This is a genomic window from Guyparkeria halopsychrophila, assembly GCF_044582135.1.
Taxonomy (GTDB): domain Bacteria; phylum Pseudomonadota; class Gammaproteobacteria; order Halothiobacillales; family Halothiobacillaceae; genus Guyparkeria.
Map to the genome: position 1 here is coordinate 20,529 of NZ_JBDODP010000009.1, position 14,478 is coordinate 35,006.

Annotated in this window: 12 protein-coding genes; 8 read left to right on the plus strand and 4 right to left on the minus strand. The window is 65.8% G+C overall.

Annotated features, from left to right (window positions below; all coding sequences use genetic code 11):
* The first annotated feature begins 152 nt into the window (after window positions 1-152).
* Window positions 153-413, plus strand: a complete 261-nt coding sequence (gene rpsT / locus ABGV18_RS05320; RefSeq protein WP_396581319.1) for a 30S ribosomal protein S20 — start codon at window positions 153-155, stop codon at window positions 411-413.
* A 108-nt stretch (window positions 414-521) separates the two neighbouring features.
* Here the strand turns inward: rpsT and pyrE are convergent, their stop codons facing one another.
* Both pyrE and ABGV18_RS05330 read right to left on the minus strand, forming a co-directional pair.
* Window positions 522-1,169 (minus strand): orotate phosphoribosyltransferase, encoded by a 648-nt coding sequence (gene pyrE, locus ABGV18_RS05325; protein WP_396585133.1) that lies wholly within the window; start codon window positions 1,167-1,169, stop codon window positions 522-524.
* Between the two features lie 73 nt (window positions 1,170-1,242).
* Entirely contained in the window at window positions 1,243-2,229 is a 987-nt protein-coding gene (locus tag ABGV18_RS05330) for a TIGR00341 family protein (protein ID WP_396585134.1), read from the minus strand.
* Between the two features lie 255 nt (window positions 2,230-2,484).
* On the opposite strand from ABGV18_RS05330, the gene ABGV18_RS05335 reads away from it, so the two are divergent.
* The 7 genes from ABGV18_RS05335 to ABGV18_RS05365 all read left to right on the plus strand — a co-directional run bounded on the left by ABGV18_RS05335 (window position 2,485) and on the right by ABGV18_RS05365 (window position 10,627).
* Complete coding sequence (locus ABGV18_RS05335; RefSeq protein ID WP_396585135.1) at window positions 2,485-3,717, plus strand: TolC family protein; 1,233 nt, start codon at window positions 2,485-2,487, stop codon at window positions 3,715-3,717.
* A gap of 83 nt (window positions 3,718-3,800) precedes the next feature.
* Window positions 3,801-4,850: an efflux RND transporter periplasmic adaptor subunit gene (locus ABGV18_RS05340; protein WP_396585136.1), complete on the plus strand. Its 1,050-nt coding sequence runs from the start codon at window positions 3,801-3,803 to the stop codon at window positions 4,848-4,850.
* The gene (locus ABGV18_RS05345; RefSeq protein WP_396585183.1) at window positions 4,850-7,948 is read left to right on the plus strand and encodes a CusA/CzcA family heavy metal efflux RND transporter; all 3,099 of its coding nucleotides are present in this window, start codon (window positions 4,850-4,852) and stop codon (window positions 7,946-7,948) included. The genes ABGV18_RS05340 and ABGV18_RS05345 overlap by 1 nt, the downstream gene beginning before the upstream one ends.
* Window positions 7,945-8,247, plus strand: coding sequence for a DUF3240 family protein (locus ABGV18_RS05350; RefSeq protein ID WP_396581325.1), 303 nt, complete (start codon window positions 7,945-7,947; stop codon window positions 8,245-8,247). The genes ABGV18_RS05345 and ABGV18_RS05350 overlap by 4 nt, the downstream gene beginning before the upstream one ends.
* The gene (locus ABGV18_RS05355) at window positions 8,244-8,618 is read left to right on the plus strand and encodes a PepSY domain-containing protein (protein WP_396581326.1); all 375 of its coding nucleotides are present in this window, start codon (window positions 8,244-8,246) and stop codon (window positions 8,616-8,618) included. Before ABGV18_RS05350 ends, ABGV18_RS05355 begins: the two co-directional genes overlap by 4 nt.
* A 3-nt stretch (window positions 8,619-8,621) precedes the next feature.
* Window positions 8,622-9,299, plus strand: coding sequence for a response regulator transcription factor (locus tag ABGV18_RS05360; RefSeq protein ID WP_396581327.1), 678 nt, complete (start codon window positions 8,622-8,624; stop codon window positions 9,297-9,299).
* On the plus strand, window positions 9,296-10,627 hold the full coding sequence (locus ABGV18_RS05365; protein ID WP_396585137.1) for an ATP-binding protein: 1,332 nt from the start codon (window positions 9,296-9,298) through the stop codon (window positions 10,625-10,627). Before ABGV18_RS05360 ends, ABGV18_RS05365 begins: the two co-directional genes overlap by 4 nt.
* A gap of 153 nt (window positions 10,628-10,780) precedes the next feature.
* On the opposite strand, the gene clpB is transcribed toward ABGV18_RS05365, so the two are convergent.
* Complete coding sequence (gene clpB, locus ABGV18_RS05370) at window positions 10,781-13,372, minus strand: ATP-dependent chaperone ClpB (protein WP_396585184.1); 2,592 nt, start codon at window positions 13,370-13,372, stop codon at window positions 10,781-10,783.
* 110 nt (window positions 13,373-13,482) lie between these two features.
* A complete protein-coding gene (locus tag ABGV18_RS05375; RefSeq protein ID WP_396585138.1) occupies window positions 13,483-14,313 on the minus strand; it encodes a metallophosphoesterase in 831 nt (276 codons plus the stop codon).
* Window positions 14,314-14,478: the final 165 nt, after the last annotated feature.

A 14,478-nucleotide genomic window follows, 5' to 3' on the forward strand; every position in this document is an offset into this window, starting at 1 on the left:
CGGGAAAAGGTGGGCAAGCATCCGAGGTGGGACGTCACCCACTTAGTCGTTGGTTGCTTGACTATCCCCGACCGTATGGCATAATCCCGCGCCTTGAATTGATATTTACATCAAGCTCATCCGACCTTATAGCCGAATCGAGGAGTTTACCCGTGGCCAATACCGCTCAAGCCAAAAAGCGCGTTCGCCAGGCGGAGAAAGCCCGCCAGCACAACATGGCAATGCGCTCGCAGGTACGCACCGCCTACAAGGCCGTCATCACGGCCGTGAAAGACGGTGATGCGGAAAAGGCGCAACAAGCCTACAGTGCTGCCCAGCCGGTCCTCGACCGGATGGTGAACAAGGGCATTCTCAAGCGCAATACCGCTGCGCGTCGCAAGTCGACCCTGGTCAATCGCATCAAGTCGATCTGATCTCGTCCGTTTAGTGGCACGCGGGTTTACCCGCAGCGCCACCGCCGGAACGCAAGAGGCCCCGCTTTTCAGCGGGGCCTCTTTTTGTGTGGCGGCAACCGCCCAATCTCAGTCGGCCACGCCGAACTCGCGGCGATAGGCCGCCATCGCCTCGGCCGACTGGGCCAGAGTGGCGTCGTTGGCACAGAACTCGATCAACCCATCCAGGTTGGCAATCGCCACGACGTCGAGCGCGTGATCGCGCTTAAGCTCACCGATCGCCGAGAGCTCGCCCTGCCCGCGCTCCTGACGATCCATCATCACGGCCACCCCCACCGCGGTCGCGTCGTTCGCCCGGATCAGATCCAATGATTCACGGATCGCCGTACCGGCGGTGATCACGTCGTCGATGATCAACACCCGTCCTGCCAATGGCGCGCCGACCAGGTTGCCGCCCTCGCCATGATCCTTGGCCTCCTTGCGATTGAAGCACCACGGCACCGGCTCGCCGGTACGCTCGGCCAGGGCCATCGCCGTGGCCGCGGCCAGCGGAATGCCCTTGTAGGCCGGGCCGAACAACACGTCGAACTCGATGCCGGCGTCCAGGATCGCATCGGCATAGAACCCGCCCAGTGCGGCCAGCGCCCGCCCGTCGGCGAACGCGCCGGCATTGAAGAAGTACGGGCTGACACGCCCGGACTTGAGCGTGAACTCACCGAAACGGAGCGCCTGATGCTCCACGGCAAACTGAACGAAGGCCTGACGATAATCCTGCACGGGTCGATTTTCCTCGTGATGCGTAAACGATGGGTGAAGAACTTTAAAGGGAGCCAATGTGCGTAGAGGGCCCCTAATACTTCGCCAGCCAGATCAGCCCGCCGAGCACGACGAGCGAGACGCCCCAGAAGACGAAGGACCAACGCAGCGAGCGCCGAGCGCGGGTCTTCTCCGGCCAGTGTCGCGGCGAGATGCCCTTGAGCACGAACACCAGCTTGGCCGAGAGGTTGATCGCCGCGATGTTGATTGCCAGCATCAGGCTGGCGGCGATTGCATTGTCCCACTGCCCCCAGCCGACGAACAGCCCCAGGGCAGCCGCCGGCGGCATCAGGGCGACGGCCACCATCACCCCGACCAGGCCCGCCGCTGCCCCGGACGTCAGCGAGAGCACCGCCGCCGCCCCCGAGGCCAGCGCCAGGACCATGGCCGGGTAGCTGACGTCCGTTCGATCGAGCAGTTGACTGTTGGCGACCGGGTCGAGCACCAGCCCCATCAACAGGGCCAGGCCGATCGAAAGGACCAGCCCGGCAAAGTTGGCCGCGATCGCGCGACGGGACAGATCGGGGTCCCCGAGCGTGGTGCCCAACGCCAGCGCGAGATTCGGCCCCAGCAATGGGGCGATCACCATCGCCCCGATCACCACCGCCGCACTGTCCTCGAGCATGCCCATCGCGGCGACCACCGCCGATAGCCCGCAAAGCAGCAGGTAGGTCGATGTAATGCTGCCGCCGCCGGCGACCTCGGCGTAAAGCTCCTCGCGCGAACGCGCGGCCACCGATCGCCTGGGCTCGTCCTCGCCCTCCTCGTCACCGGCCGCCGGCAGGGTCGCCTGCACGCCGCGGATAATGATGCGCGCATCCTCGCAGCGATCGAGTATCTGCTGCAGATCGTCGAGCACCTCCTGCTGCCCCTCGGGCCGCACCACCAGTTCGGTGGAGAAACGCTCGTCCTCGAACGACGAGGTGCGCCACCAGTCGACCACCTCATGCGAATCGGCAATGCGGGCGATCGCGGCCTTCTCGCTGGCCGGCGCGACGATTTCAATGATCTTGAGCGCCATCAACGCCTCCCCAAAAGTGAACCCGCACACCAAAGCGAGTTCGATCCGCCGCCTCCGAGGATCGCGGCGGGCCGGCCCACTGGCCACGGCCATGATAAGGGAAGCCTCGGCGAATCCGAGTCTCCAGCCGCACGCCCGCCCCCGGCAACGACCGGTATCGGTACCCCTTCGGTTCGTCCCAATCAGAAACAGGCGTTCAGCCTGAATTCAGACGCGCCTGATTCAATGCGACGCATACCTTACCCGGAGATGGTCATGCGACGCCTTCAATCTGCCCTGCAATCTGGCCTGGTCCTGCTCGTCTTCACCGGGCTGATGCCATCTGCCCACGCCATGGAGACCTTGGCCGTCGATGCGGATCTGAGCCTGGCCGAGGTGATGGCGGCCACCCTGGCTCACAGCCCCGAAACCGGACGGTTCGAGGCGCAGCGTGCATACGCCGATGCACTCGGCCAGCGCGCGGGAAACCCACTCGACGGACCGCCGTCGTTGGGTTTCTCCCACCAGACCGACGCGATCGGTAGCGACACCGGCATGCGCGAATGGGAAGGATCGGTCGCGCTCCCCCTGCGCCGCCCGGGGCTGCAGGCGGCCGCCGAGCGCCAGGCCGAGGGGCGGCTTTCGGCCACCGAGCAGCAATCCACCGCCTGGCGACTGCAGATCACCGGCCAGGTCCGCCAACTGCTCGCCCGCCTGGCCGAGGCCGACGCACAGGTGACACTGGCAGAACGGGCACTCGCGACCACCGAGGAACTGCAGGCACAGATCAAAAAACGCCTCGATTACGGCGATGTGCCGCGCACCCACCTGATCCTGGCCCGGGAGGAAACCCTGCAACGGCAGGCCGAGCTGCGCCAGGCGGAACTCGACCGAGCCCAGGTCGCCGAGGAATACCGCCGCGTCACCGGGCTGACCACGCGCCCCGCCGACTGGACCGAGTCCCCCGCCGGCGCCATCGCCTTCCAGCAACACCCCGCCCTCCTCGCCGCTCAGGCCGAAGTGCAGGCCGCCGAGGCCGACCGCGCAGTGGTACGTGAACGTGGCCGATCGCAACCGACGGTAGGCATGAACATCCGCCGGGAAGAGAGCGGCCGCGATGCCGTCGACAGCGTGGGCATCTCCCTTTCCCTGCCCATCCAGTTGCAGTCTCTGCGGGCACCCGAGCAGGGTCGCGCCAATGTCCGCCTGGCCGAGGCCCGTTCGACCGCGCGCCTGACGGAGCGTCAGATCCGCCTCACGGTTGCCCAGGCCGAAGAGGCACTCGCTGCGGCACGGACGGAACTCGAACAGGCCCGGGCCCACCGGGATCTTGCCGACGAAAGCCTCGCCCTGGCCCGCCGGGGCTACTCGCTGGGCGAGTTCGGGCTGACCGATCTGCTCCGCGTCCAGACACGTCAACTGACCGCACAACGTCGCGCCGCGATGAGCCGGGTCCGGCTGCAGCGCCGTATTGCCGAATACAACCAGGCCAAGGGGATCATGCCGTGAAACACCAAATGAAAAAATTGCTCGTTGGGGCCTTCGGGGCCGCTCTCCTGTCCAGTCCGAACGTGCAGGCAGCGGATATCAGCATGAGCGCATCCCAGGTGCAGGCACTGGGCATTCAAACCACTGCGACCGAGGCGGCCAGTAACGTCGCCGGACATGCCTACCCCGCCGAGGTCCGGGTGCCGCCGGCCAACGAGACAGTGCTCGCCGCCCCGGTCGACGGATTGATCCAACAGGTACGGGTTGCCGAGGGCGAGACCGTCACCCAGGGCCAGCCCGTCGCCAGCCTGCTGAGCTCGGGCCTGGTCACGCTGCAAAGCGACTACCTTGAGACACTGGCGAGCCATCGCGTGGCAGCACAGGCCCTGGAACGCGACCGGTCACTGGCAGCCGAAGGCATCATCGCCGAGCGCCGCCTCAACGAGACCCGTGGCACATACAACCAGTCCACTGCTCGTCTGTCCGCCCTGCGCCAGAGCCTGTCGCTGGCCGGCATGAGCGACGCCGCGCTGGACAAGCTCGACCAGACCCGGCGTATCGACCCGGTGCTTGACCTCGTCGCTCCCCAAGACGGCACCGTGATGGAACAGATGATCACCGCCGGCGAACGAGTCAACGCCGCCTCCGCACTGATTCGGATCAGCACGTTGGACACGCTCTGGCTCGAGGTGCGTCTCCCGGTCGAGCGACTCGCCGACGTGCAACCGGGAGACCGAGTAAGCGTCGAGGACAAAGGAATACAGGCCGAGGTCATCCTGACCGGCAGCCGCATCGACCCGGATGATCAGACCGTCATGATCCGCGCCCGGGTAGAGGCGGTCGACGGCCGGTTGCGCCCGGGGCAATTCCTGCGTGTACGTCTCGAGGGCGAGGATCAGGCAAACCTGTTGCGCGTGCCGAGCAGCGCGATCATCCGCCAAGGGGGGGATTCATTCGTCTTCGTCGCGACCCAGGGCGGCTTCGATGCCTACCCCGTCGAGCGACTGGGCGAATCGAATGGCTGGTTGACCATCCGCGTGGTCGACACGAGCGACACCGGTGACCGACCCCAACTGTCGGCCGGTGATCAGGTGGCCGTTAACGGCGTGGCCACCATCAAGGGTGCTTGGCAAGGCATGGGAGGCGGTGAGTGATGTTGTCCGCACTGATTCGGTTCTCTCTCACCCAGCGCCTGTTCATCCTGTTGCTGGTCGCCCTGACGGCGGGACTGGGCACCCGCGCCTTCCTCAATCTGCCGATCGATGCCTTCCCGGACGTATCGAACACCCAGGTCAAGATCATCATCAAGGCACCGGGCATGACGCCCGAGGAGATCGAGCAGCGCATCACCGCGCCGGTGGAAGTCGAGATGCTCGGCATTCCCGACCAGAGCATGCTGCGCTCGGTGGCCAAGTACGGCCTGACGGCAATCACCATCGACTTTGTCGAGGGCACTGACATCTACTGGGCCCGCCAGCAGGTCTCCGAACGCCTCGCCGCCGTCTGGGGAGATCTGCCGCCTGACGCGACCGGCGGCATGGCACCGATCACCACCCCGCTGGGCGAAATGTTCATGTTCACGATCGACGGGGGCGACCTGTCGCTCGCCGAACGCCGATCGCTGCTCGACTGGGTGATCCGCCCGGCCTTGAGGACGGTGCCGGGCGTGGCCGACGTCAATGCCCTGGGCGGACACATCCGCACCTTCGAAGTCGAACCCGACACGGCGAGGATGAGCGCCCGTGGTGTCACGCTCGAGCAACTGCGCGCCGCCCTGGCGAGAAACAACAAGAACGACGGTGCGGGCCGCATTCGCGACGGTGAGGAGGCGCTTCTGGTACGCGTCCAGGGTAGCGTCACGCACCTGGACGATCTGCGTGAAACCGTGGTGGCGATGACGCCGGGCGGGGCGCCGATCCACGTCACCGATGTCGCCGATGTCCAGATCGGCAGCCTCACCCGCTACGGCGCGGTGACCAAGAATGGCGACCGGGAGGCCGTCCAGGGGCTGGTGCTGAGCCTGCGCGGCGCCAACGCTCGCGAGATCGTCGCCGGCGTGCAGGACAAGCTCGACGAACTGTCCTCCACCTTGCCGGAAGGCGTGAACATCGACGTCTTCTACAACCGGGGGACGCTGGTCGACCAGGCCGTGCACACCGTGACCAAGGCACTCGAGGAAGCCATCATCCTGGTGCTGATCCTCCTGGTGATCTTCCTTGGCAATCTAAGGGCGGCGGTGACCGTGGCCCTGATCCTGCCGCTGTCCGCCCTCCTGACCTTCATTCTCATGGACCAGGTGGGGATGTCCGCCAACCTGATGAGCCTGGGCGGCCTGGCCATCGCGATCGGCATGCTGGTCGACGCCGCCGTCGTGGTGGTCGAGAACATCGTCGCCCACCTAGCGCGGGAGAAGGAGGCCAAACGTCTCCCCCGACTGCACGTGATCTATCGCGCCGTGCGCGAGGTGGCCGCGCCAGTGACCGCGGGCATCCTGATCATCGTGATCGTCTTCCTGCCGCTACTCACACTGCAGGGGCTGGAAGGCAAGCTGTTCAAGCCGGTGGCACTGACCATCGTCTTCGCCCTGGGTAGTTCACTGCTGCTCTCGCTGACGGCGATCCCGGTGATCAGCACATTCCTGCTGCGCAACGTGCCGCACGATGAGCCGTGGCTGGTGCGCCAACTCCACAAGGTCTACACCCCGGCACTGGCGTGGTCACTGGCCCACCCGAAAACCATCGGGGCGGCCGCCCTGCTGGCCCTGGGGGCGACGGCCGGGGCCTATACCCAGATCGGCAAGATATTCATGCCGACGATGAACGAGGGCGACGTGATCGTCCAGTTGGAAAAGCTGCCGTCGATCTCCCTTGAGCAATCGATCCGCATCGACAAGCGTTTCCAGCAGGAGTTGATCGAGCGCGTCCCCGAAGTCACCGGCGTGATCGCCCGGACGGGGTCCGATGCACTGGGCATGGACCCGATGGGCCTCAATCAGACCGACAGTTTCCTGGTGCTCAAACCCCGCGAGGAGTGGCGTTTCGAGACCAAGGAGGAACTGATCGACGCCATTCGGCTGGTCCTCGCGGATTTCCCCGGCGTGGCCCATGCCTTCACCCAACCGATCGAGATGCGCGTCTCCGAGATGCTGACCGGGGTACGCGGGGATCTGGCGATCAAGTTGTACGGCCCCGACCTCGACGTGCTCAACGAGAAGGCTCAGGCCATCGCCGAGACCGTGCGCGGCATCGACGGCGCCTCGGATGTCTTCTATACCAGCAACGAGGGCGTGCAGTACCTGAAGGTCACCGCCGACCGCCAGGCCGCCGGACGCTATGGGCTGGCCATCGAGGAGCTTCAGACCGTGTTGCGCGCGCAACTCGAGGGTAAACGCGTCGGCACGGTCTACGAGGGCATGCGGCGTACACCGCTGATGATCCGCGGCAGCCGCGAGATCGCCGGTTCACCACAAGCGATGCGCGAACTGCTGGTCAGCCTGCCCGGCGGTCAGCAATTGCCCCTGTCGGCCCTGGCATCGATCGAACGTGTCGAGGGCCCGGTACAGGTCGAGCGCGAGTTGGGCGAGCGTTTCGTCGTGGTGGCCGCGAACGTCGCCGGTCGCGATCTGGTCGGCTTCGTCGAAGATGCCCGCCAAGCGGTCGGCGACCAGGTGTCGCTCGATACGGGCTATCGCCTGGCCTGGGGCGGGCAGTTCGAGAACCAGCAACGCGCGGCCAAGCGCCTCGGACTGGTGGTGCCGGTCTCGATCGGCCTGATCTTCCTCCTGCTGTTCACCACCTTCGGCTCGGTCCGCCAGGCCATCCTGGTCCTGCTGAACATCCCCTTCGCCCTGATCGGCGGCGTGTTCGGCCTGTGGATCTCCGGCGAATACATGTCGGTGCCGGCCTCGGTGGGCTTTATCGCCCTGCTGGGTATCGCGGTGCTCAACGGCGTGGTGCTGGTGAGCTATTTCAACCAGTTGCGGGGGCTGGGCCTGTCACTGCACGACACCGTGATCGAAGGGGCCAAGCGACGCCTGCGCCCGGTATTGATGACAGCCACCATCGCCGCCTTCGGTCTGATCCCGCTGCTGTTCGCGACGGGGCCGGGCTCGGAGATCCAGCGGCCACTCGCCGCGGTCGTCATCGGCGGGCTGGTGACCTCCACCATGCTGACCCTGGTGCTGCTGCCCATCCTCTACCGCCGCTTCGGTGAAGCGGCGCCCCAAGCCGACCGCAAGGGAGCCGAATCATGAATGACGTGTTGCTGACGTTGATCGCCCGCCCCGACGCCGAGGAAATCGTGATCGACTGGCTGCTGGGCCGCGACGAACTCTCCGGCTTTACCGGCGAGGCCGCCTGGGGCCACAGTCGGGAGCACGGCCGCTTCAACCTGGTCGAACAGGTCACGGGCCGCCAGCGCCGCTCGATATTCCACCTCAAGCTCGAGCAGGACGCAGCCGCCCCCTTGCTCGAGGCCATGCGCGATGAACTCGCCGGGCTGGGTCTGCGATACTGGATCGTCCCCCTGCTCGACAGCGGAGCGATCGCATGACCCAAGGACACGACATGACCTGGACACGCATAGCCTCCCGGTTTCGGATGATGCTGGTCGCCGCGGCAATGCTGCCCGGCCTAATGATCGCGTCGCCGGCCGGGGCCGACCACAACCAGGTTTTCGAGCTACAGCAACGCGGCGAGATCCTCTCCCTGGTCGAACTCCTCGAACGGGCGCAGGCCATCCAGCCCGGACAGATGGTGGAGGCACGGCTCGACGAGGACACCCTGGTCTACGAGATCACCGTCTATGGCGAGGACGACCACTACCACGAGATGTACTTCGACGCTCGGGACGGCCGTCTCCTCTCCGAGCACAAGGAAACCGAGGAATCCTTCCGGGCCGATGACCACCACGATGGCGACTGATCGATGAGATTACTCCTGGCCGAAGACGATGCCTCGCTGGGCGCCGACCTGCAGGCCCGCCTGCGCGAGCAGGGCTACGCGGTCGACTGGGTCCGCGACGGCGACGAGGCCGCGTGGCTGGGAAGGGAAAACGTGCACGACCTGGTCGTGCTCGACATCGGTCTGCCGGGCAAGGACGGCCTGGCGGTATTGCGCGAATGGCGCGAGAAAGGGCTGGGCCTGCCGGTACTGCTGCTGACCGCCCGGGACGCCTGGTTCGAGAAGGTCGAGGGCTTCGAGGCCGGGGCCGACGACTATCTCGCCAAGCCATTCCACCTCGAGGAACTGGTGGCTCGCCTCCGCGCGCTCTCGCGGCGTGTGAGCGACCATCCCGCCGACCTGATGCAGTCGAATGGCGCACTCGTACTGGACGAAGCCCGCCAGCTAGCACAGGTCGACGGAAAGCCCGTGAAGCTGACCGGCACCGAGTTCCGCCTGCTGCGCTACTTCGTCCACCACGCGGGCCACGTGCTGTCGAAGAGTCGGCTAGCCGATCACCTCTACGAATTCGACGACGACCGGGACCCCAACGTGATCGAGGCCTACGTCACGCGCCTGCGCCGCAAGCTGGGCCGCGAGTGGATCGAGACGCGCCGCGGCCAGGGATACGTATTCCACCGCGACCGCAGAGAGCCTTCATGAGAAGGCTCAAGCCACGCCATATCCAGACCCGCCTGACGCTCTGGCTGCTGGCCAGCGTCCTGGTCCTGGTCGCCCTGTTCTGGCTGGTTACCGCCCGCGCGCCCGTGGTGCTTACCGAGAGCTACGTCGTCGACCGGCTGGCCCATGACGCCGAGGTACTCATCCTCGGCGTCGACCCGACCACCGCCCCACCCCGACTCGATCCGGCCTACGCCAACCCCATCTACGATCGCCCCTACTCCGGGCACTACTACCAGCTCGATGTCGGCGGCAGCACGTTGCGCTCGCGATCGTTATGGGATTTCGACTTCCAACCCGGCCAACTCGAGTCGCTCCCCGGCACCTACCACACCACCGGCCCGGCGGGCCAGCCGTTGCTCGTCTACGCCGACCGGATTCAGAAGGACGACACCTGGATCGAGGTGCACGTGGCCGAAGACCTCTCGGCACTGGAGGACCGGATCAATACCTTCCGCTGGCGTTTTGCCATCGTCACGCTGATCCTGCTCGGAATCATGCTCGTCGCGCAGCGACTGATCGTCCGTGCAAGCCTGCGCCCGCTCGATCAAGTCCGGCGGGACTGCCGCCGCCTGCAGGAGGGCGAGATCGACCGGCTGGACGAGACCGTCCCGCCGGAGCTCCGGCCCATGGTCGAGGAGATCAACCACCTGCAAGATGCCATGCAGCGTCGCCTGTCCCGATCGCGCAAGGCGCTGGGCAACCTCGCCCACGCACTAAAGACCCCCATCACGCTGATCGACCAGGTGCTGCAACGCTCCCGTAAGGATCTCTCGCCGGAGACCGCCGAACGGCTCGCCGAGGGGGTCGCCCGCATGCGCCGAATCACCGACCGGGAGCTGCGCCAGGCACGCATGGCAGGCGAAGCTCGTGGCGGCCAGCGTTTCGAGGTGGAACGCGATCTGCCCCGACTACTTGGCATGTTCCGCCATCTCCACCCCGAAAAGACCTTCACCCACCGAGTCGATTGCGCCAGCGGTGCCTTGCTGCGCGCCGACCGAGAGGACATGTACGAACTCTTCGGCAACCTGCTGGACAACGCGGCGAAATGGGCCGAGGGCCGCATACAGGTCGAGGTAAGCCGGCAGGACCGCCGCTGGCATATCGCCGTTTCGGACGACGGACCGGGCGTCCCGACCGACTCCCTGCAGGAACTCGCCCACCGGGGAACGCGCCTGGACGAATCCCGCGAGGGGCACGGACTGGGACTGGCGATCGTTCGCGAGATCGTCGAGCTTTACGGCGGCAGCCTGTCGTTTTCTCGCTCGCCTGACCTCGGGGGGCTTGCCGTCGAGATCCAACTGCCCTGACTAGTCCGCAAGGAGGCACCCCAGCACGCAAACAGGCCGGGGGAAGCGCCCGGCCTGTTCATCTTTTGCGGCAATCCGGCCATCAGGAAAGCCGGCATCACGCCCCCATCCCGGCTACGGATAAGAGAGCGTCCGCCGACCCCTGATCTGTTGTCAGCCTTCCTTGCCCAACACGAGCTCGCCCTCGCTCACGTCCACCGTGACGGTCTGCCCGGGCAGGTACTCGCCCTTGAGGATCGCCTGCGCCAGCGGGTTCTCGAGGCGATGCTGGATGGCCCGCTTGAGCGGTCGAGCCCCGTAGACCGGATCGAAACCCGCCTCGCCGAGCGCATCGAGGGCCGCATCCGTGAGCGTGAGCCCGATCTCGCGATCCGCCAATCGCGTGCGCAGATAGTCGATCTGGATGTCGACGATCTTGCGAATCCCGCTGCGATCCAGCGGATGGAAGACCACCACGTCGTCGACCCGGTTGATGAACTCGGGGCGGAAGTGCTGGCCGACGATCTCCAGCACCTCGGCCTTCATCTGCTCGTAGTCGGCACCCTCACCGGCCAGCTCCTGGATCCGCTGGCTCCCGAGGTTGGAGGTCATCACGATCACCGTGTTGCGGAAATCGACCGTCCGGCCCTGCCCGTCGGTGAGGCGACCGTCGTCGAGCACCTGCAGCAGGATGTTGAACACGTCCGGGTGGGCCTTTTCTACCTCGTCGAGCAGGATCACCGAGTAGGGCTTGCGGCGCACGGCCTCGGTCAGATAGCCGCCTTCCTCGTAACCGACGTAACCCGGAGGCGCCCCGACCAGCCGCGCCACGGAGTGCTTCTCCATGAACTCGGACATGTCGATGCGGACCATCGACTCCTCGGTATCGAAGAGGAAGCTCGCCAGCGCCTTGGTCAGTTCGGTCTTGCCCACCCCGGTGGGGCCAAGGAACATGAACGACCCGTTGGGGCGGCTCGGGTCGGACAGGCCGGCCCGCGAGCGGCGGATGGCGTCGGATACCGCCACGACCGCCTCGGACTGACCGACGACCCGCTTGTCCAGCGCCTCCTCCATGCGCAACAGCTTGTCCTTCTCGCCCTCGAGCATCTTGGCGACCGGGATGCCGGTCCAGCGGGAGACCACCTCGGCGATCTCCTCGGTGCCCACCGTGCTGCGGAACAGCTTCGGTGCCGCCCCCTCGCTTTCTTCCTCCTTGGACTGCGCCTCGCCCAACTCGCGCTCGAGCTCGGGGATGCGCCCGTATTGGAGCTCGGACATGCGGGTCAGGTCGCCGGCGCGCCGGGCGGTTTCCAGTTCGGTCCGGGCGCGGTCGAGGGCTTCCTTGATATGGGTGGTGCCGGCCACGGCCGCCTTTTCCGCCTTCCAGATTTCCTCGAGGTCGGAGTACTCGCGCTCGAGTTGCTCGACCTCCTCATCCAGGTTGGCCAGCCGCTTCTTGCTGGCCTCGTCGGATTCCTTCTTCAGCGCCTCACGCTCGATCTTGAGCTGGATCAAGCGACGCTCAAGGCGGTCCATCGACTCGGGCTTGGAGTCGATCTCCATGCGGATGCGACTGGCCGCCTCGTCGATCAGGTCGATCGCCTTGTCGGGCAATTGCCGATCGGTGATGTAGCGCTGCGAGAGCTGGGCGGCGGCAACGATGGCCGGGTCACCGATCTCGATGCCGTGGTGGACCTCGTAGCGCTCCTTGAGCCCGCGCAGGATCGCAATGGTGTCCTCGATACTCGGCTCGTCGACCAGCACCTTCTGGAAGCGACGTTCGAGCGCGGCGTCCTTCTCGATGTTCTGGCGGTACTCGTCGAGCGTGGTCGCGCCAATGCAACGCAGCTCGCCGCGGGCGAGCGCGGGCTTGAGCATGTTGCCGGCATCCATGGAGCCCTCGGCCTTGCCGGCGCCGACCATGGTGTGGATCTCGTCGATGAACAGGATCACCCGACCCTCGGCCTTGGAGATATCGTTGAGCACGCCCTTCAGGCGCTCCTCGAAATCACCGCGGAACTTGGCCCCGGCGAGCAGCGTGCCCATGTCGAGGGACAGCACTCGCTTGTCCTTGAGCCCCTCGGGCACCTCGCCGTTGACGATGCGTTGCGCCAGTCCCTCGACAATGGCGGTCTTGCCCACGCCGGGCTCGCCGATCAGCACCGGGTTGTTCTTGGTGCGCCGCTGCAATACCTGAATGGCACGGCGGATTTCCTCGTCACGGCCGATCACCGGATCGAGCTTGCCCTGCTCGGCACGCTCGGTCAGATCCATGGTGTATTTCTCGAGGGCCTGACGCGCGTCCTCGGCGTTGGGATCGTCGACCGACTGGCCGCCACGCAGCTTGTCGACCGCCTGCTCGATCGCCCCCTTGGAGGCGCCGGCCCGGCGCAGGGTCTCGCCCAGTTCGCTCTTGTCCTCGATCGCTGCCAGCACGAACAGCTCGCTGGAGATGTACTGATCACTGCGCTTTTGCGCCAGCTTGTCGGTGACATTGAGCAGCCGGGAGAGGTCGTTGGAGATGTGCACCTCACCGGCCTCGCCGCCGGAAACGGCAGGCTGGCGGTCGAGCATCTCGCCCAGCTGCGAGCGCAGCATGTTGACGTTGATATCCGATTGCGTCAGCAGGTGACGCACGGTGCCACCTTCCTGGTCGAGCAACGCCACCATCAGGTGGACCGGCTCGATAAATTGGTGGTCTTGGCCCACGGCCAGCGATTGCGCATCGGCCAGTGCCATCTGGAACTTGGCGGTCAGTTTGTCCATCCGCATGGAAAGCACCTCGTATGCCTTGAATTCGTGTAACTGCCTACAAATGTAGGCCCGGCAGACGGGGATTCAAGAGGCGCCCTGTGCGAATGGCCACTGCGGCGGGGTTAGCCCTGGCTGAACGCCACCGCCTCGTCGGCATCCGTTTCGGCCAAGGCGTCCGCGACCGGGGTGCGCCGATCCCCGACACACGGTCCGCCCCACTCGATCACGTCGAGCGTCCCGTCCGCGTGCTCGACCAGCGCGCCGCAGCCCTCCACCCAGTCACCACTGTTGGCGTAGGTCACGCCATCGCTTTCACGCAGGTTGGCATGGTGGATATGACCGCAGACGATCACGTCGACGCCCTCGCACCGGGCGTGCTCCAGGGCCGCGGCCTCGAATCGGGCGACGTGCGCCATGGCGCCTGGCACCCGGGTCTTGATCGCACGCACCAGTGCGCCATGCCGATCATGACCACCCAGGCATCGACCGAGACGATCGAGTCGCAACAGGCACGCGTAGCCGAAATCACCGAGCCAACGGGCGGGCAGCGAAGGGGCGATCTGGGCATCGAACTCGTCGCCGTGCAGCACCAGCGCCTGCCGACCGTCGGCAAGCGTCAGTCGCAACTCCTGGTGCACGGTGATCCCGGCAAACGCCTGGCCGATAAAGGCGCGAAAGCACTCATCGTGGTTACCCGGCACGTAGGCGACCCGGGTGCCGGCTTCGACCAGCCGGGTGAGCTGACAGAACAGCTCGCTTTTCGCCGGAGACCAGCGCCAGCGACGGCGCTGCATCTGCCAGACGTCGAGCAGGTCGCCGTTGAGAATCAGGGTCTCGCACTGGATGGAGGCCAAAAACTCGAGCAATCGATCGGGACGGGCATCGGGCGTGCCCAGATGGACATCGGAAATGACCACCGTGCGGTAGCGAGAAAATGGGTGACTGGCTGGCATGAGGCACCTCCGGCAACGGGGACAGCCCCGTTATCCCGCAACGGGATGACCGTCCCATGTCAGCCGGATCACCATTTGATAACAACCCATGAGAAATCGCCCCCCAAGGAGCTATCTCCCCAGCGCCTATATCCCCTCGGCCTATATTTCCAGAGCCTTCACGCC